Source organism: Cellulomonas sp. PSBB021 (assembly GCF_002240455.1).
Lineage (GTDB): Bacteria > Actinomycetota > Actinomycetes > Actinomycetales > Cellulomonadaceae > Cellulomonas > Cellulomonas uda.
Map to the genome: position 1 here is coordinate 1,202,116 of NZ_CP021430.1, position 18,898 is coordinate 1,221,013.

The 18,898-nt window shown below is 74.1% G+C and carries 15 protein-coding genes; 11 read left to right on the plus strand and 4 right to left on the minus strand.

The annotated features are described in order from the left end of the window. Positions 1–17 precede the first annotated feature (17 nt). Entirely contained in the window at positions 18–212 is a 195-nt protein-coding gene (locus tag CBP52_RS17475) for a hypothetical protein (protein WP_157732497.1), read from the minus strand. Positions 213–297: 85 nt separating this feature from the next. On the opposite strand from CBP52_RS17475, the gene CBP52_RS05440 reads away from it, so the two are divergent. The 7 genes from CBP52_RS05440 to CBP52_RS05470 are packed head-to-tail and all read left to right on the plus strand — an operon-like array spanning position 298 to position 6,009. Further along, complete coding sequence (locus CBP52_RS05440) at positions 298–1,275, plus strand: polyprenyl synthetase family protein (RefSeq protein WP_094182188.1); 978 nt, start codon at positions 298–300, stop codon at positions 1,273–1,275. Then, entirely contained in the window at positions 1,272–2,174 is a 903-nt protein-coding gene (locus CBP52_RS05445; RefSeq protein ID WP_094180136.1) for a squalene/phytoene synthase family protein, read from the plus strand. The genes CBP52_RS05440 and CBP52_RS05445 overlap by 4 nt, the downstream gene beginning before the upstream one ends. After that, entirely contained in the window at positions 2,171–3,772 is a 1,602-nt protein-coding gene (gene crtI, locus CBP52_RS05450) for a phytoene desaturase family protein (protein ID WP_094182189.1), read from the plus strand. Before CBP52_RS05445 ends, crtI begins: the two co-directional genes overlap by 4 nt. Continuing rightward, positions 3,769–4,182 (plus strand): lycopene cyclase domain-containing protein, encoded by a 414-nt coding sequence (locus CBP52_RS05455; protein WP_094180137.1) that lies wholly within the window; start codon positions 3,769–3,771, stop codon positions 4,180–4,182. Before crtI ends, CBP52_RS05455 begins: the two co-directional genes overlap by 4 nt. After that, positions 4,179–4,511, plus strand: a complete 333-nt coding sequence (locus CBP52_RS05460; protein WP_094180138.1) for a lycopene cyclase domain-containing protein — start codon at positions 4,179–4,181, stop codon at positions 4,509–4,511. The genes CBP52_RS05455 and CBP52_RS05460 overlap by 4 nt, the downstream gene beginning before the upstream one ends. Further along, positions 4,508–5,437: a prenyltransferase gene (locus CBP52_RS05465; RefSeq protein WP_369826306.1), complete on the plus strand. Its 930-nt coding sequence runs from the start codon at positions 4,508–4,510 to the stop codon at positions 5,435–5,437. The genes CBP52_RS05460 and CBP52_RS05465 overlap by 4 nt, the downstream gene beginning before the upstream one ends. 11 nt (positions 5,438–5,448) lie before the next feature. Then, positions 5,449–6,009 carry a pyrimidine dimer DNA glycosylase/endonuclease V gene (locus tag CBP52_RS05470; protein WP_369826307.1) on the plus strand — a complete coding sequence of 187 codons (561 nt, stop codon included), beginning with the start codon at positions 5,449–5,451 and terminating at the stop codon, positions 6,007–6,009. Here the strand turns inward: CBP52_RS05470 and CBP52_RS05475 are convergent. The 3 genes from CBP52_RS05475 to CBP52_RS05485 are packed head-to-tail and all read right to left on the minus strand — an operon-like array spanning position 5,968 to position 10,444. After that, positions 5,968–8,013, minus strand: a complete 2,046-nt coding sequence (locus CBP52_RS05475) for a glycosyl hydrolase (RefSeq protein ID WP_094180139.1) — start codon at positions 8,011–8,013, stop codon at positions 5,968–5,970. The two genes, CBP52_RS05470 and CBP52_RS05475, sit on opposite strands and share 42 nt — an antisense overlap. Further along, positions 8,010–8,741, minus strand: a complete 732-nt coding sequence (locus tag CBP52_RS05480; protein ID WP_094180140.1) for an HlyD family efflux transporter periplasmic adaptor subunit — start codon at positions 8,739–8,741, stop codon at positions 8,010–8,012. Before CBP52_RS05480 ends, CBP52_RS05475 begins: the two co-directional genes overlap by 4 nt. Further along, positions 8,738–10,444 carry a glycosyltransferase gene (locus tag CBP52_RS05485; protein WP_094180141.1) on the minus strand — a complete coding sequence of 569 codons (1,707 nt, stop codon included), beginning with the start codon at positions 10,442–10,444 and terminating at the stop codon, positions 8,738–8,740. The genes CBP52_RS05480 and CBP52_RS05485 overlap by 4 nt, the downstream gene beginning before the upstream one ends. Before the next feature lie 412 nt (positions 10,445–10,856). Here CBP52_RS05485 and CBP52_RS05490 point away from each other — a divergent pair, with 412 nt between their 5' ends. From CBP52_RS05490 to treZ, 4 genes are all read left to right on the plus strand, one after another. Further along, positions 10,857–11,888, plus strand: a complete 1,032-nt coding sequence (locus CBP52_RS05490; RefSeq protein WP_369826308.1) for a glutamate--cysteine ligase — start codon at positions 10,857–10,859, stop codon at positions 11,886–11,888. Positions 11,889–11,995: 107 nt separating this feature from the next. Further along, complete coding sequence (gene glgX / locus CBP52_RS05495) at positions 11,996–14,260, plus strand: glycogen debranching protein GlgX (RefSeq protein ID WP_094180142.1); 2,265 nt, start codon at positions 11,996–11,998, stop codon at positions 14,258–14,260. After that, a complete protein-coding gene (treY, locus tag CBP52_RS05500; protein WP_094180143.1) occupies positions 14,257–16,764 on the plus strand; it encodes a malto-oligosyltrehalose synthase in 2,508 nt (835 codons plus the stop codon). The genes glgX and treY overlap by 4 nt, the downstream gene beginning before the upstream one ends. A gap of 1 nt (position 16,765) precedes the next feature. Beyond that, on the plus strand, positions 16,766–18,586 hold the full coding sequence (gene treZ, locus CBP52_RS05505) for a malto-oligosyltrehalose trehalohydrolase (protein ID WP_094180144.1): 1,821 nt from the start codon (positions 16,766–16,768) through the stop codon (positions 18,584–18,586). The last annotated feature ends 312 nt before the right edge of the window (positions 18,587–18,898 follow it).

An 18,898-nucleotide genomic window follows, 5' to 3' on the forward strand; every position in this document is an offset into this window, starting at 1 on the left:
GCAGTCATACTAGTCTCTCAAGTAACTAGAGAGGCTAGCGAGATCGCCTCGGGACGGAGTCGACGTGACGCCACACCTCGCGCGCCGCGCGCGCCCGCACCACGCACCGGCCCCGTCATGAGCGCGACCACGGTCGTGACGACGGCGACCGCCCCGAGCTCCACGACCGCGAGCACGCCGACGAGTACAGCGACGAGCACGGCACCCAGCACGGTCCCGGCCTCCCCCGCACCTGCGGCGAGCGCGCCCACCACGACCGAGCGGCGACCGCTCGACGCCTTCCGTGCGGGCCCCGGCGTGCTCGCCCACGACGGTCACGCACAGGCACTCTGGACGGCCGCGGGCGACGCGACCCGCGGCGGGCGCGGCGTGCGCCCCCACCTCGTGCACGCGGCGTACCGCGCGTTCGGCGGCACCGACGTCCGCGCCGCCACGCACGTCGCCGACGCCGTGGAGCTGCTGCACGCGGCCTTCGTCGTGCACGACGACGTCATCGACGGCGACGACGTGCGCCGAGGGCGGCCCAACGTGGCCGGGACGTTCACGGCCCGCGCCCGGTCCGCCGGCGCCGACGAGGGCGCGGCCCACGGGTACGGGCGCGCGGCAGCGATCCTCGCGGGCGACCTCGCGCTCGTCGCGGCGACCCGCGCGTTCGCCACCGCGCCCGCCCCGTCCCGGGTGGTCACCGCCCTGCTCGACCTGCTCGACGAGACGGTCGCGCTGTCCGCGGCGGGCGAGCTCGCGGACGTGCGCCTCGCGCTGCGCGTGGACCGGCCGACCGTCGGGGACGCGCTGCAGGTCGCCGAGCTCAAGACCGCCGCGTACTCCTTCGCGCTGCCCCTGCGCGCGGGTGCGCTGCTCGCGGGGGCGCCTGCCGACGTCGTCGCGGCGCTCGACCGTGCCGGTCGCCTCGTCGGGGTGGCGTTCCAGCTCCACGACGACCTGCTCGGCGTCTTCGGCGACGAGCACGTGACGGGCAAGAGCGCGCTCGGCGACCTGCGCGAGGGCAAGGTGACCGCCCTGATCGCCCACGCCCGCACGACGGACTCCTGGCCGGTGGTCGCGGCCGCCCTGGGGGACCCCGCGCTGACCGCCGAGCGCGCGCACGCCGCACGCGTCGCGTTGGTGCGGTGCGGTTCGCGCGCGTTCGTCGAGGACCTCGCGGCCCAGCACCTGGAGGCCGCGCGCGAGGTCGCGCGCGACGCCGGGCTGCCCGACGACGTCCTCGCGGCCCTGCTCGCCCTCGTCGTCGACGACCCGCGGGTCGCGGCATGACGCGCGGCTCGGCCCGAGCGCAGGTCCCGCACGGCGGGGCGGAGCGCTACGCGCACGCCGCCGCGACCGCCGCGTCGACGGTCGTCGGCGAGTACTCGACGTCGTTCGGCCGTGCCACACGCCTGCTGCGCGAGCCCGTGCGGGGTCACGTCCGCGTCATCTACGCGCTCGTGCGCGTGGCCGACGAGATCGTCGACGCCCCCGACCTGGCGCTCACGGCCGAGGAGCGTGCCGCCTACCTCGACGCGCTCGAGGAGCAGACGCTGACGGCGCTGCGCACCGGCTTCGCGACCGACCTCGTGGTGCACGCGTTCGCCCACACGGCCCGCGAGCACGGCATCGGGCCGGACCTCGTGCGCCCGTTCTTCGCCTCGATGCGCACCGACCTGCACGCCTCGCGTCACGACGAGCGTTCCTACGCGACCTACGTGCACGGGTCCGCCGAGGTGGTGGGGCTCATGTGCCTGCGGGTGTTCGTCGCCGCGCCCGACGCGGACGACGAGATGCGCGCGCACGGCTACGAGCGCCTGGCGCCGGCCGCGAGCCGCCTGGGCGCCGCGTTCCAGAAGGTCAACTTCCTGCGTGACCTCGCCGCCGACAGGGACGACCTCGGGCGCGCGTACGTGCCCGGGCTGGACCCCCACGCGCTGACGGACGCGCAGCGCGACGCGCTCCTCGACGACGTCGACGCCGACCTGGCCGCCGCCGCCGCGGGAGTCGCCGCGCTCCCCCGGTCCAGCCGGCGCGGGGTGCGGGCCGCGCACGACCTGTTCGCCGCGCTGTCGGCCCGCCTGCGCGCGACCCCCGCGGAGCGGATCGCGGCCGAGCGGGTCCGTGTGCCCGCACCGACCAAGGCGCTCGTGGTCGCCCGCACGCTGCTGCCCGCGGGGTGGCGATGAACGGGGCCGGCCGGCGCGCGGTGGTGATCGGCGCCGGTGTCGCGGGGCTCGCGACCGCGGCGCTGCTCGCGCGCGAGGGCTACGACGTCGAGGTGGTCGAGCAGCAGCACCACGTGGGTGGGCGCGCGGCGACGTGGCAGCACGAGGGGTTCACGTTCGACCTCGGGCCGTCGTGGTACCTCATGCCCGAGGTCTTCGACCACTTCTTCCGGCTGTGCGGCACGAGCGCCGAGGACGAGCTCGACCTGGTCCGCCTGGACCCGGCCTACCGGGTCCTGTTCGAGCCGCGCGAGGGCGAGGGCGCTGCCCCGGCCGTCGACGTGCGCACGGGCCGCGCGCACGAGGCGTTCGAGGCGCTCGAGCCCGGTTCGAGCGCGCGGCTCGACGCGTACCTGCGCTCGTCGCGCGAGGCGTACGACCTCGCGTTGCGGCACTTCCTGTACACGACGTTCGCGAGCCCGCGCGGACTCGTCGGGCGTGACGTCGTCCGACGCGCCCCCCGGCTGGCCCGGCTCCTCGGCACGTCGCTCGAACGGTTCGTCGCCGCGCGCTTCGCCGACGAGCGCGCCCGTCAGGTGCTCGGCTACCCGGCCGTGTTCCTGGGCACGTCGCCCGACCGCGCACCGTCGCTGTACCACCTCATGAGCCACGCCGACCTCGAGGCGGGCGTGCTGTACCCGCGCGGGGGCTTCGGCGCGGTCGTCGACGCGCTCGTGCGCACCGCGACCGCCGCCGGCGTGCGCGTCCGCACCGGCACGCGGGTCAGCGGCGTCGCCACCGTCCCGGAGCGCGGTCGCCGCGGGGTCCGGGCCCGGGTGGTCGGCGTGGACCTCGCCGACGGTGAGCGGCTCGCCGCGGACGTCGTCGTCGGTGCGGGCGACCTGCACGACCTCGAGACGCGGATCCTGCCGCCCGAGCTCGCGACGTACCCCGAGCGGTGGTGGGACTCGCGCGACCCCGGCTTCGGCACCGTCCTCGTGCACCTGGGCGTGCGCGGTCGTCTCCCGGCCCTCGCGCACCACACGCTCGCCTTCACCCGGGACTGGCACGCGAACTTCGACGCGATCTTCGGCGCGGGCCGTCGCGTGCCCGACCCGGCCTCGTTCTACGTCTGCACACCCTCGCGCACCGACCCCGGCGTCGCCCCCGACGACCACGAGACCCTGTTCCTGCTCGTCCCCGTGCCCGCCGACCCGACCATCGGCGCCGGCGGGATCGCGGGCTCGGGCGACGCGGCCGTCGAGGCCGTCGCGGACGCCGCGATCGCGACGCTCGCCGACTGGGCGCAGGTGCCGGATCTCGCTTCGCGCGTCGTCGTGCGCCGGACGGTCGGCCCCGCCGACTTCGCACGCGACCTCTCGTCCTGGAGCGGCAGCGCGCTCGGGCCGGCGCACACGCTGCGCCAGAGCGCGTTCTTCCGCGGGCGCAACGCGTCCCGCCGGGTCGCGGGGCTGCTGTACGCGGGCGGGTCGACGGTGCCCGGGATCGGGCTGCCGATGTGCCTCATCAGCGCCGAGCTCGTCGTCAAGCGGCTGCGCGGCGACACGTCCACGGGACCTCTGCCGGTCCCCGCGCGGCTGCGCGAGGTCGCCGCATGAGGGGTGCGTACCTGCTGTGCCTGCTCGCGGCCGGCGCTGGTGTCGCGCTCCTCGACCGACGCTGGCGGCTCGCACTGTGGCACCCGCGGTCGCGCGCGCGTACGGTCGCCGTCGGGTCGGCCGCCGCGGCGCTGCTGCTGCTGTGGGACGTCGTCGCGATCCGGGCCGGGTTCTACGGGCGGGGTGACTCCCCCGCTCTGCTCGGTGTGTGGCTCGCACCGCACCTGCCGCTCGAGGAGGTGGTGTTCGTCGTGTTCTTCGCGTACGTCACGCTCGTCGCGGCCGGCGGGGCCGAGCGGCTCGTCGGCGGCGCACCCCGGCGCTCGCGCCGCACCGACGACGGGCCGCGCACCGACGCGGGTGCGCACGTGCCGTCCGACGACGCCCGCGCGCGCGAGGTGGCGTCATGACGTACGCGGGGCTCGGGGTCGGCGTGGTCGTGGCGTGCGCCGCCGTCGCCGTGTGGGCGGTGGCGACCGAGCCGCGCCGCGGCCGGCGCCCCGCGCGGCTGCTCGCGGTGCTGGGGCTGACCGCGGCCGCGCTGTGCCTGCTGACCGTGGTGTTCGACTCGCTGATGATCGCCGCCGACCTGTTCCGCTACGACGAGGCCGCGCTGCTCGGGCCCCGCGTGGGCCGCGCCCCGGTCGAGGACCTCGCCTGGCCGCTCGCGGCGGCGCTCGCGCTGCCGTCCCTGCTCGCGCTCACCACCGACCGACGGACCACGGAGGCCCGCGCGTGACCGCCGTGACCCCCCGCGCCACCACCCCCGGGAGCGAGGCACTCGCCGGGCTCCGCCAGGTGGTGGGGTCCTCCCGTCCGCTGAGCTGGATCAACACCGCGTACCCGTTCGCCGCCGCGTACCTGCTCGCGGGTGGCTCGGTCGACACCCTGCTCGTCGTCGGGACGCTGTACTTCCTGGTGCCGTACAACCTGCTGATGTACGGGCTGAACGACGTGTGGGACCACGAGTCGGACCTCGCGAACCCCCGCAAGGGTGGGGTCGAGGGCGTCGTGCTGGACACGCGGTGGCACCGCACGACGGTGGTCGCCGCGGTCGCGAGCAACGCGCCGTTCCTCGTCGCGCTCGCCGTGCTGGCCGTCGTGGCGGGGCATCCGTGGGCGCTCGTGCCGCTCGCTCTGTGCGTGTTCACGGTCGTCGCCTACTCCGCACCGCGGCTGCGGTTCAAGGAACGGCCGGGCGTCGACTCGGTGACGTCCGCGAGCCACTTCGTCGGACCCGCGGTGGTGGGCGTCGCCGCGGCCGGCGGAGCCTGGACGTGGCCCGTCGTCGCGACGCTCCTGGCGTTCACCGCGTGGGGCTGCGCGTCGCACGCCTTCGGTGCGGTGCAGGACGTGCGCGCCGACCGCGGGGCGGGGATCGGCTCGGTCGCGACCGTCCTGGGGGCACGCCGCACGGTGCGCCTCGCCATGGCGGGCTACGGGCTCGCGGCGGTGCTCCTGCTCACCGCGGGCTGGCCCACCGCGCTGGCGGCCGCGGTGCCGGTCGCCTACCTCGTGTCCGTCGCGCCGTTCCGGGACGTGACCGACGAGGAGTGCGAGAGCGCCAACCGCGGCTGGCGGCGCTTCCTGTGGCTTAACCTGGTCGCGGGTTTCGCTGTCACGCAGGGCCTGATCCTCGCGCACGTCGTCGGGGGCGGGTCGTGAGGCTCTGGTCCGTGCACCCCGAGCACCTCGACCGCGTGGGCCTGGTCGCCTGCTGGCGCGAGGGTCTCCTCGCGCAGGCGGCCCTGCGGCGGCCCGAGGGCGGTTACGGCCGCCACCCGCAGCTCGAGCGGTTCCGCGCCGCCCGGGTGCCGCTGGCCGCGGTCGGGACGTACCTCGAGGCGCTGGCCGACGAGGCGGACGCGCGCGGCTACCGGTTCGACCGGATGCGGATCGCCGTGCGCCGTCACGCCGAGCTGCCCCGCGACGTGACGACGCTGCTCGTCGTGACCGAGGGCCAGCTCGCGTACGAGCGCGCGCACCTGCTCGCCAAGCTCGACGTGCGGGACCCCGCGGCCGCGCACGCGCTGCGCGCCGCCCGTCTGCGCGCCCACCCCTCCTTCGTCGTCGTGCCGGGTCCGGTCGCGTCCTGGGAGAAGGGTCCGCCGAGCGGACCACCGTCGGTCGAGGCGCCGGTCGAGCCGTCGGTCGTGGCAGGGGTCGAGCCGTCAGTCGTGGCAGGGGTCGAGCCGTCAGCCGAGCGCGGAGACGAAGGCGAGCAGCGCAGCGCGTGACGTGCCGTCGTCGATCGCGTCGTCGGGGACCGCGCGCAGGCGCTCCCACGCCGTGGCGGCGTCGTCGGGACCGGCGAGCGCGAGGTACGCGAGCAGGTAGCCGCCGAACGTGGTCGCCGTCCCGTCCGCACCTCCCTCGTCCACGGCCGCGCGGATCCGCTGCGGGTCCACGTCGGTGGCGAGCGCACGCTGTGCCGGGCCCATCGGGATGAGCTGGATACCGAGGATCGCGGCCGGCTCGGGGCTGAACCAGGTGGCGTAGTCACGCTTGCCGCCCCACACGAGCGAGACGACCTGGTGCGTGAACCCCGGCGCCCACGCCAGGTCCGGCGCGGTCCAGTAGGTGCGCGCCGCCAGGGACTCGGTCGAGGCGAGCCACGTCGCCTCCACCAGCAGCGCGTCCTGACCCGTCGCGCGGGCCCACAGCCCGAGGCCGTTCCACGCGTTGACCGCCTCGGAGCTGGACTCCTGGTTGTTGCCGTCGGCGAACTGCGAGGGTCCCGAGGCCCAGGAGTGACCCGCGTACGGGTCGAACGAGCGCAGCTGCGGGAGCTCTTTGCTCGCCGTGGGGTTGGCGACGTCGGCCGCGAGCAGGTCGAGCACACCGAGGTCGTCGGCGAGCGCGGGGTCGTCGGCCGCGAGCAGGCCCGCGGCGGCCAGGAGGTAGCCGTGGTGGAAGTGATGGTCGTTGAGCTCGTCGGAGCCGAACGACGCCTGCAGGCCGACGGCGGCGCGGGCCGTCGGGTCGTAGACGAAGCAGCGGGCGTCGCGCTGCGTGCAGCCGTCGGACTGCGCCCACTCGCGCAGCGCGTCGGCCGTCGTGGCCCGCAGGTCGGCGACCACGTCGTCCGCACCGAGCTGCTCGCCCAGCACGACGAGCGTGGCGGCCCGGAACAGCGCCTTGCCACCGAAGTAGGTGTCGGACGGGAAGGCGGGCGTCGCGGCGACGTCCTGCTCGAGTGCGGCCAGGATCGCGCTGCGCTGCTCGTCGGACGCCTCACGGACGTCCGGGACACCCGCGGGGGCGACCGTCGGCGCGTACGCGGACAGCACCGAGCCCGCGCACAGCTCGAGCGGCCCGCCGACGGACGCGTACTCCCCCAGCCCGCATCCGGTGCGCGCGGGCTGGTCACCCGCGCGGTGGTGCGGGGACAGCACGTAGGCGCCGGCCCCGCCGCGGGTCCGGTACGTGAGGGTGGTGCGGGCGTGCTCGTCGTCGACGCCGTAGGTCACGTCGACGGACTCCACCGGATGCCGGGCGGCGGCGGCCAACGCGTCCTGCGCCGCCGCGCTCGGCCCGTCCGGCAGGGCGTACCAGCCCGCGACCTCGCCGCGGGCGAGCGAGGTGGCACCCGCGTCGAAGCCCGGCGCCGCGAGCGCCCACACCGCTCCCGCCACGTCGCCCTGCGCGGCGGCCGGGCCGTCGGGCGTCGCCGTGAGTCCGCCGTCGGTCCGGACCGTGACGTCGCGTGCGGCCGTGAACGTCACGACGGGCGAGCCCTCCGCGAGCGCGACGTGCCCGAGCACCTCACCCGACTCGTCCAGCAGGTCGATCGTCACCGCGACGGGGTCGGCCGCGCTGACGACGGCGGACGCCGCGCCGACGTCGACGGTGAGCGCGGGGACGTGCGGTCCCGCGATCGTCTTCTCCGTCGCGACGGGCTTCGGCAGCCCGAGCGTGAAGCCCGCGTCGGTGAGCTGGAACGACAGGGGCTGGGCGAACACGGGCTCGTCGCCGAACACCAGGCCGCTGTACCAGCGGTTCGTCTGCGGCAGCACCCCGTCCGCGACGCGCGCGGTGGGGAGCCGTGCCACGTCACGCGCGGGGACGTCGGCGACGAGCGCCGCCGTGTCGAGCGCGGGGACGCGCGCGTCCGGCGGGCCGGGTGCACCGCCGCTGGTCGCCGCGGCGCGGTCCCGGTCGCTCACGAGGGCCGCGACACCCCCCGTGACGACCGCGACCAGGGCGACGAGCGCGAGGACGAGCCACCAGCGCCGCGTCACCCGAACACCCCCCGGACGTAGGTGGTCACGGCGTGCGAGACGGTCGTCACCACCCCGTCGTTGCGCAGGGAGATGCTCGCGGTCACGGGGGTCCCGGACCCGACCAGGCCGTTCTCCTCGCCGTCGACAAGTTCGTCGGACCCGACCGTGACGAGCGCGAGCGCCTTGCCGCCGACCGTGGTGACCTGCACCCGCTCGACGGTGCCGCGCAGGGTCGCGGTGCTGGGCAGCTCGATCGTCACCGCGGCGTCCTCCGGGACGCGGGCGTACTCCTTGGCCGTGAGCGTGTACTCGGCCTGCACGTACAGCGACCCGGCGATCTGCACGGTCGCCAGGTGGTCCGCGGCGGAGACGAACGTGCCGGACTGCGCGGCGACGTCCGTGACGGTGCCGTCCTGCGTCGCGAGGACGACGAGGTTGCCGTCGACGTCGATCGTGGTCGCCTGCCCCGCGGTGCTCACCGTGCCGAGCGACAGGTCGCGGTCGAGCGCGGCGGAGTCGATGACGAACAGCGGGTCACCCTCGGACACGACGTCGCCGACGGCGACCTTCTGCGCGACGACGAGGCCGGCGTACGGGGTGCCGACGACGTACGTCTCCCCGAGGATCTGCGCCGAGTCGCTGACGGCCGTGCCGCGCGTCTCGTTCACGTGGTAGGTGGCGTAGGCCGCCACGAGCAGCACGAGGACCGTCCCCGCGAAGAGCTTGAACCGCACGCGCCAGGTCATGCCGCACCTCCCGTCGTCAGCGCGAGGGACCCCTCGCGCACGTGCATGTCTCGCTCGGCCGCCGCGTGCTCGCGCGCGGCCCGCCGTCCGGCGCGTCCCTCGCGCCACGCGGTCACGACGAACCCGCCGAGGATGAGCGTGTTGGTCGCGTTCCACGCGACCGCGAGGCTCGGGTAGCCGTTGGAGACGTCCTTCCAGATCCCTACGGCGGTCGTGATGGCGAGGAGCTCGAAGAACAGCACCTGCGTGGTGATGAACGCGAAGGGCGAGCGGTACGCGCCCTTCGAGCCGGTGACGTGCCATGCCTGGTCGCGGCGCAGCAGCGCGTTGACCAGCGCGCGCGTGTAGATGGGGAACGACACCGAGGCGAGCAGCAGGACCTGCCAGCGGAACGACCCGAGCGTGTAGAACGCCAGGAAGATCTGCATCACGTAGAAGCCCGCGTAGTAGAGCACCCAGGTCAGCGGCGTGATGGTGAGGTTCATCGGGGTCAGGTCGAAGTAGATCTGCAGCGGTGGGACGAGCAGCAGGAGCAGCGGTGCGATGCCCGTGAGGTAGTGCGTCGCGGTCACGGTGTACTGCAGGCGCTGGTCGAGGGTGAGCGGGTGACGCCGCGAGAGCGGGTTGTGCGTGAGCATGATCTCGAAGCCACCGGTCGCCCAGCGCAGCTGCTGCTTGGAGTACGCCTCGATGGTCTCGGGGGTGTCGCCGACCGCGAGCGCGTCGGGGATGTACACCGTGCGCCAGCCCTTCTCGTGGAGCATGAGCGAGGTCCACACGTCCTCGGACTTGGAGTCGGAGTAGATCCCCCCGACCGAGTCGATGGCCGCGCGCCGGAACACCACGTTGGTGCCGACGCAGAACGCGGCGTTGAACCGGTTCCGGCCGGGCTGGATGAACCGGTAGAAGACCGCCTGCATGTACGCGGCGCCCTTCGAGATGACGGTGTGCAGGTTGCCGTACGTCTGCGGCGTCTGGACGAACGCGACCTGGTCGTCGGCGAAGAACGGCACGGTCTCGTGCAGGAACGTCGGGTGCGGGACGAAGTCGGCGTCGAGGACGGCGAACAGGTCGCCGCGCGCGATGGACAGCGCGTGGTTGATGTTCCCGGCCTTGGCGCCGTTGCTGGACAGCCGGCGCACGTAGCGCGCGCCGAGCTCGGCGGCCAGGTCCCGCACCTCGTCGGACCGGCCGTCGTCGAGCACCCAGGTGCGGTGGCGGCCCTGCATGGCCACCGCGGCGGTCACGGTCCTGCGGATCGTGTCGAGGTCCTCGCCGTACGTCGTGATGAGCACGTCGATGGTGACGGGCCGGTCGGCGAGGTACACCTGCCAGTCCTGCGGTCGGTTCTCGACCCTGTCGCGCATGATCTCGGCGACGTCGTACAGGCGGTCCTGCGCGTGGTGGAACGTGAAGCCGCGCGGGTCGTGGCCCGCGGACAGGACGGTCCACATCGCGAGGAGCGCGTGGACGACGAGCACCGTCTCGGCGGCGATGACCATGCTGTAGGGCAGCCAGTCGCCGCGGTTGTCCGGGTTGAGCAGGAAGACGGCGTAGACGACGATGCCCGCGCTCGCGAGCAGGACCATGAGGACGAGCGAGGGGCTCTGGGCCGCCTGCGTCTCGGTGGAGCGCGTCGGGCGCGCGAGCGGTTCGTCGGTGCGCCGTGGCTCGAGCACGAGCCGGTCGAACGTGGTGGTCATGTGGGGCCCCCTCCGTCGGTCTGGCACGACGACCGGAGGGTGGCCCACCGGTGCCGTTCGACGGCAGCGGTGGCGCCGGTGCACGGGGGCGGGCGGGTGACCGTGGTCGTCCTGCCGGCCCCGTGCGGAACACATGCGACGCTAACGGACACTTCGGGCAACCTGTCCACCGCACGACGGTGTGGCCCACGTCACACTCTGCGACGTGCCTGGTCAGCGCGCATACGGGCCGTGGTCGCGCTCCCGCGTGTCGCCCGTCAGGTGGACGCGCCCGTCACCCGCCCGCATGCGGCCGTTCGGGTCGCCGCGACGACGATCTGACCCGAGACTTGCCGCGTGCGAACCATGGGAGTCGAGGAGGAGTACCTGCTGGTCACGCCCGAGGGCGAGCCGGCAGCGCAAGTCGCCGGCGGTGCTCGGCATCGCCGCCCGCGAGCTCACGAGCACCGCGGTGCCCGGCGGCGACGTCGAGAAGGAGTTCAAGAGCGAGCAGGTCGAGACGTCCACGCACCCGTGCACGGACCTGGACGAGCTGCTCGACCAGGTCCGTGCGGGACGTGAGCGCGTCGACTCCGTCGCGCAGGCCGCCGGTGTGCGGATCGCCGCGCTCGGCACCGCGCCGCAGGCGGTCGACCCCACCGTCATCCCCGACCGGCGCGCGCAGGAGATCCGCGCACGGTTCGGGCTGACGGCACGTGAGCAGCTCACGTGCGGGTGCCACGTGCACGTGAGCGTGTCCGACGACGACGAGGGCGTCGTCGTGCTGGACCACCTGCGCCCGTGGACGTCGGTGCTCCTGGCGCTCTCGGCGAACAGCCCGTCCTGGCAGGGCGTGGCGAGCGGGTACGCGTCGTACCGCTCGCAGGTGTGGGGTCGCTGGCCCACCGCGGGCCCGACCGCTCCGTTCGGCGACGCGGCGACGTACCGCGAGGTCGTCGAGTCGCTGCTCGCGTCCGGGACGATCCTCGACGACGGCATGCTGTACTTCGACGCCCGCCTGTCCAAGCGCTACCCCACCGTCGAGGTGCGCATCGCGGACGTGTGCCTGGACGCGGGCGACGCGGCGCTGCAGGCCGCGCTCGTGCGCGCGCTCGCGGACACGGCGGTGCGCAGCCCGCGCGACGAGCACCCGGTGCGCGCCGAGCTGTTGCGCACGGCGGCGTGGCGCGCGGCACGCTCGGGGCTGTCCGGCGACCTCGTGAGCCCGCTGACGTGGCGTCCGGCGCCCGCGATGGACGTCGTGGACCAGCTCGTCGACCACGTGCGGGACGCGCTCGTCGAGAACGGCGACCTCGAGGCGGTCGAGCGCCAGCTCGCGCACGTGCGGCGGCGCGGCAACGGCGCGGTCGAGCAGATGGGCTGGCGGGCGCGCGGCGACGACGACGCCGCGGTGGTGCGCCGGGCGGTCGAGCGCACGCTCGGCGCACCCGCACTCGTGCACTGAGCGCGGGACGGGCAGCCGGCACGGCCGGGCACCGGGACGCGCAGGTGTGACGTGCCTCCCGCTGTTTCACCGCGCCGACCTGCGCCGACGCTGGCACGCTGGGTCGCATGCTCATCTGGCCCGGACGCCCCTACCCCCTCGGCGCCACCTACAACGGGGCCGGCACCAACTTCGCGCTGTTCTCGGAGGTCGCGGAGCGTGTCGAGCTCTGCCTGATCGACCCCGACGGCACGGAACGCCGCGTCGACCTCGTGGAGGTCGACGCGTTCGTGTGGCACGGCTACCTGCCCGCCGTGCAACCCGGTCAGCTGTACGGCTACCGCGTGCACGGGCCGTACGACCCGGAGAACGGCCATCGCTGCGACCCGTCCAAGTTGCTGCTCGACCCGTACGCCAAGGCCATCCACGGCCAGGTCGACGGCGACGCGTCGCTGTACTCCTACCGGTTCGACGACCCGGCGCAGCGCAACGAGGACGACTCGGCCGCGCACACGATGCTGTCGGTGGTCGTCAACCCGTTCTTCGACTGGGGGCACGACCGCCCGCCGCAGCACGAGTACCACGAGTCGGTCGTCTACGAGGCGCACGTGCGCGGGCTGACCAAGCAGCACCCCGCGGTCCCGGAGGAGCTGCGCGGGACGTACGCCGCGCTCGGGCACCCGGCGGTCATCGAGCACCTCACGCAGCTCGGGGTAACCGCCATCGAGCTCATGCCGGTGCACCAGTTCGTCAACGACCCCTCGCTGCAGGCGAAGGGCCTGTCGAACTACTGGGGCTACAACACGATCGGCTTCTTCGCGCCGCACAACGCGTATGCGGCGTTCCAGCAGCCCGGTCAGCAGGTCCAGGAGTTCAAGGCGATGGTCCGCGAGCTGCACGCCGCGAACATCGAGGTCATCCTCGACGTCGTCTACAACCACACGGCCGAGGGCAACCACCTGGGCCCCACGCTGAGCTTCCGCGGGATCGACAACGCCAACTACTACCGGCTCGTCGACGACGCCAAGGAGCACTACTTCGACACGACGGGCACGGGCAACTCCCTGCTCATGCGCTCGCCGCACGTGCTCCAGCTGATCATGGACTCGCTGCGGTACTGGGTGACGGAGATGCACGTCGACGGGTTCCGGTTCGACCTCGCGGCGACCCTGGCCCGCCAGTTCCACGAGGTTGACCGCCTGTCGGCGTTCTTCGACCTGGTGCACCAGGACCCGGTGATCTCGCGCGTCAAGCTCATCGCGGAGCCGTGGGACGTCGGCGACGGCGGCTACCAGGTGGGCGGGTTCCCTCCGCTGTGGTCGGAGTGGAACGGCAAGTACCGCGACACGGTGCGTGACTTCTGGCGGGGCGAGCCGTCGACGCTCGGCGAGTTCGCGAGCCGCCTGTCGGGCTCGTCGGACCTGTACGAGCACACCGGCCGCCGGCCGATCGCGAGCGTCAACTTCGTCACCGCGCACGACGGCTTCACGCTGCGCGACCTCGTCTCCTACAACGAGAAGCACAACGAGGCGAACGGCGAGGACAACCGGGACGGCGAGGGCTGGAACCGGTCGTGGAACTGCGGGGTCGAGGGCCCGACCGACGACGAGGCGGTGAACAAGCTCCGCGGCCGCCAGCAGCGCAACTTCCTCGCGACGCTCCTGCTGTCGCAGGGCATCCCGATGCTCGCGCACGGCGACGAGCTCGGGCGCACGCAGCAGGGCAACAACAACGTGTACTGCCAGGACAACGAGCTGTCGTGGGTGGACTGGGACCTGGACGAGGAGCGGACCGCACTCCTGGCGTTCGCCCGTCGCGTCGTACAGCTGCGCCAGGAGCACCCCGTGTTCCGGCGGCGCCGGTTCTTCGCGGGGGCGCCCGACCACGGCGGCGAGTCGGACCTGCGGGACATCGCGTGGCTCTCGCCCTCGGGCGAGCACATGGCCGACGAGGAGTGGAACAGCTCGAGCGCGCGTGCGGTGATGGTCTTCCTCAACGGCGACGCGATCGCCGAGCCGGACGTGCGCGGCGAGCAGATCGTCGACGACTCGTTCCTCATCCTGTTCAACGGGTCGCCCGAGCCCACGTCGTTCACCATCCCCGACTCCGAGTACGGCGAGCAGTGGACCGCGGTGCTGGACACGGACTCGCAGGTGGACCCGGGCGACACCGCGGCGCCGGGCGAGGAGCTCGCGCTCGCGCGGCACTCGATGGTCGTGCTCACGCGGCCGCCGGTCACCCCGATCCCGGCGGCGTCCGGCTCGGGTGCGATCGCGGAGGCCGCGCGCGAGTCGGCGAAGGTCACCCCGACGCGGACGGAGCCGAAGCGCCGCAGCACGCGGCGTCCCTCGGCGCGCTCGTCGTCGGGCACCGCGCACGAGGGCGACGCGTGACGGACACGCGGCAGACGCCCGCGCGCCGGTTGGTCGCACCCGGCCGACCTGTGCCGGTCTCGACGTACCGCGTCCAGCTCGGCGCGGACCTCACGTTCGACGACGTCGCGGAGCGGGTCCCGTACCTCGCGTCGCTCGGGGTGTCGCACATGTACCTGTCGCCGGTGCTGACGGCCGCCCCGGGCTCGACGCACGGCTACGACGTCGTCGCGCACGACGAGGTCTCCCCCGTCCTGGGCGGGATCGACGGGCTGCGTCGGCTCGCGGACACCGCGCACGCCGCCGGGTTGGGCCTCGTGCTGGACATCGTGCCGAACCACATGGCGGTGCCGACGCCCGTGTGGCACAACGCCGCCCTGTGGTCGGTGCTCGAGGACGGCGCCCGGTCGCCGTACGCGGCGTGGTTCGACGTGGACTGGTCCGCGGGCGACGGAGCGGTGCTCATGCCCGTGCTCGGCGACCGGATCGGCGCGGTGCTCGCACGCGGTGAGCTCGAGCTCACGACGGCCGAGGTGCCGGGACGCGGGCCGAGCACCGTGCTGCGGTACCACGACCACGTGTTCCCGGTCCGAGCAGGCACCGAGCAGCTGCCGCTCACCGAGCTGCTCGAGCGCCAGCACTACCGGCTCGCGTACTGGCGCGTGGCCGACGAGGAGCTCAACTACCGCCGGTTCTTCGACGTCGGCACGCTCGTCGCGGTGCGGGTCGAGGACCCGGACGTGTTCTACGCGACGCACCGGCTGGTGCTCGACCTGCTCGAGGAGGGTGTGCTCGACGGTCTGCGCGTCGACCACCCCGACGGCCTCGCCGACCCCGCGGGATACCTCGCGCGGCTGCGTGAGGCGAGCGGGGGCGCGTGGGTCGTCGTCGAGAAGATCCTCGAGGGCGACGAGGAGCTGCCCGCCGACTGGGACACCGCGGGGACCACGGGCTACGACGCGCTGTGGCGCATCCAGCAGACGTTCGTCGACCCGGGCGGCGCGGCCCCGCTCGGCGCGCTCATGCACCGGCTCACGGGCGAGGCGTCGGACGACTACGAGCGCGTGGTCGAGCAGGCCAAGCGCGAGGTGGTCGACGGCCCGCTCTACGCCGAGGTGTACCGCCTCACGACGCTCGCGGCGAGCATCTGCGCGGACGACCTGCGCCTGCGCGACCACACGTGGCGTGCGCTGCACGAGTGCCTCGTCGAGCTGCTCGTCGCGTTCGACCGGTACCGCGCGTACGTCGTGCCCGGCGAGGTCGTCCCGTCCGACTCTGTCACCGCGCTCGAGCGCGCCGCCGCCGTCGCGCGCGGACGCATGTCGACCGAGCGGCACGCCACCATGGACGTGCTGGTCGACCTCCTGCTCGGGCGCGAGGTCGGCAGTGCGGGACGCACGCGCGGCGAGCGGCGCGACGAGCTCGTCGTGCGGTTCCAGCAGACGTGCGGTGCCGTCACGGCCAAGGGCGTCGAGGACACGGCGTACTACCGCTGGACGCAGCTCGTCGGGTTGTGCGAGGTGGGCGGCGAGCCGTCGCGGTTCGCGCTCACCCCCACCGACCTCGCGGCGTGGGCCGCGCGCCAGCAGGTGGCCGCGCCGCTCGCGATGACCACGCTGTCGACGCACGACACGAAGCGCAGCGAGGACACCCGCGCGCGGCTCGGCGTGCTGAGCGAGCTGCCCGCGGAGTGGTCGCGGCTGGTCCTCGCGGTGCGGGGCGCGACGGCGTCCGCGCGCAGCGCACGCGTCGACGGGCGCGCCGAGCAGTGGGTGTGGCAGACGCTCGCAGGCACCTGGACCCCCGAGGGACCGATCTCGCGCGAACGGCTGGTCGAGTACCTGACGAAGTCGCTGCGCGAGGCCAAGACCCACACGTGGTGGACCGCGCCCGACGAGGCGTACGAGGCAGCGGTCGTCGACCTCGCGACGCGCGCGCTGGGCGACCCGGAGGTCGTCGCGCTGCTCACCGACTGGGAGCAGCGCTCGCGCGCGGCGGTGCGTGCGGCCGTGCTCGGGACCAAGCTCGTGCAGCTCACGCTCCCGGGCATCCCGGACGTGTACCAGGGCACCGAGGTCGACTCCCCCACGCTCGTCGACCCGGACAACCGACGCTTCGTCGAGCTCGAACCGCTGGTCGCACGTCTCGAGCGGCTCGACTCGGGCGCCGGGCCCCGTGACCTGTCCGACGAGAAGCTGCTCGTCACGTCGCGGGCCCTGCGGGTGCGCCGGGACCTGCCCGAGGCGTTCGTCGGACCCGAGGCCGGGTACGTGCCGCTCGCGCACTCGTCGGGCCACGCCGTGACGTACGCGCGCACGGTCGCCGACGAGCCGCGCGTGACGGTCGTCGCGACGCGGCTCGCGGCGTCCGTCGACCGGCTCGGCGGCTGGGCGGACCACACGGTCGCGGTCCCGCCGGGCACGTGGCGTGACGTGCTCACCGGGCGCACCACCGAGGGCGGGGTGACACCGGTCGCGGGCGTCCTCGAGCGGCTGCCCGTCGCACTGCTGGTGCGGGAGGACTGACGTGCGCGCGGCGGTATGGGCGCCCGACGCCGCCCGGGTCGACGTGCTCGTCGGACCTGACGACACGCCGCGCGAGGTCCGGGCGCTCACGCGGTCGCCCGACGGCTGGTGGCACGACGACCGGGAGCTCCCGCACGGCACGGACTACGCGTTCTCGCTCGACGGCGGCCCTGCCCGCCCGGACCCGCGCAGCGCGTGGCAGCCGACAGGCGTGCACGGCCCGAGCCGCGTGTTCGACACCGCCCGGTTCGCCTGGACCGACGACGGGTGGGCCGGTGTCGACGTGCGCGGTCGTGTGCTGTACGAGCTGCACGTCGGGACGTTCACCGACGAGGGCACTCTCGACGCGGCGTGCGAGCACCTCGAGGACCTCGTCTCCCTCGGCATCGACGTCGTGGAGCTCATGCCGGTCGCACCGTTCGACGGGGACCGCGGCTGGGGCTACGACGGCGTGGGTCCCTGGGCCGTGCACGAGGCGTGCGGCGGGCCGGCGGCGCTCCAGCGGTTCGTCGACGCGGCGCACGCGCACGGCCTCGCGGTCTGCCTCGACGTCGTGCACAACCACCTCGGCCCCGCCGGCGCGTACGTGGGCGAGTTCGGGCCGTACTGGACGGACGCGCACCACACGCCGTGGGGATCCGCGATCAACCTCGACCAGCCCGGGTCGGACGAGGTGCGCGCGTGGCTGATCGGCTCCGCGCTGCGCTGGCTGCGCGACTTCCACGTGGATGCGCTGCGCCTCGACGCGGTGCACGAGCTGCGCGACGACTCGGACCGCCACCTGCTGTCCGAGCTGTCCGACGAGGTCGCGGCGCTGTCCGCCGAGCTGGGCCGCCCCCTGTCGCTCGTCGCCGAGACCGACCTCAACGACGTCGTCTCGATCACGCCGACGAGCGAGGGCGGCTGGGGCATGACCGCGCAGTGGGCCGACGACGTGCACCACGCGATCCACGCGCTCGTCACCGGCGAGCGGCACGGCTACTACGTCGACTTCGGCTCCCCCGCGACGCTGCGGAAGGCGCTCACGCGCGTGTTCGTGCACGACGGCGGCCGCTCCACGTTCCGCGGGCGTGACTGGGGCCGGCCCGTCCCCGAGGGCACCGACGGCCACCGGTTCGTGGTGTTCGTCCAGGACCACGACCAGGTCGGCAACCGCGCGCTCGGCGACCGCCCGTCCGCGCGGCTCGGCCCGGGCCTCCTCGCGTGCGAGGCCGCGCTCCTGCTGCTCTCGCCGTTCACGCCCATGCTGTTCATGGGCGAGGAGTGGGGCACGCGCCGCCCGTTCCCGTTCTTCACGTCGTACACCGACCCCGACCTGGGCGACGCGGTCCGTGAGGGCCGACGCCACGAGTTCGCAGGCCATGGCTGGGCCACGCTGTACGGACGCGAGGTCGACGTCCCGGACCCGCAGGACCCGACGACTCGCGACGCAGCGGTCCTGGACCGCGACGAGCGCACGCACGGCGACCATGCCCGCCTGCTGGAGTGGTACCGCACGCTCGTCGCGCTACGCCGCTCGTCCGCCGACCTGGCGTCCGGCGACCTGGCCGCGACGGACCTCGCGTGGTCCGGCCCCGACGACAGCGACGGCCCGTGGCGCGGGCTGCTCGACCTGCGCCGCGGCGACGCACGCGTCCTGCTCAACCTCGACGACGACGACCGCGCGGTCACGCTCGAACCCGACGTCCCGCTCGTCGTCGCCGCCGCATGGGACCCCGTCCGCTACGAGGGCCCGGACACGCTGGTCGTCCCTGCCGCCTCGGCGGTGGTGTTGCTCCCGCACGACCCATCTCCGGCCTCCCGGCCCCGCCGCACCTTGTGACGGGCGAACATCTGTCGGCAGTTCTGCTCCAGGGTCTTCGACGTCACCCGCCGACTCTCCTCAAGCCGCAAGCGTGAGCAGATTCACCACCGACGGCGGTAGGTAGCGCCGCGTCCCGAGCCCCAACTCGGACGCGACCTCTGCGACCGGCCGCTCACGTGTCCGTAGAAGCGGGTCAGGCTCCGCACTACGAAGACTTGCAGGCGGTTGAGAAGCGCTCTCGGAGCCATGGGGCTCACCGCGGTGTCCTGCGCCAGCCGAGCGCCACCATTCCGGTAGCTGCGGCGCCCGGGACCGGAGCCGGTGCGCCGT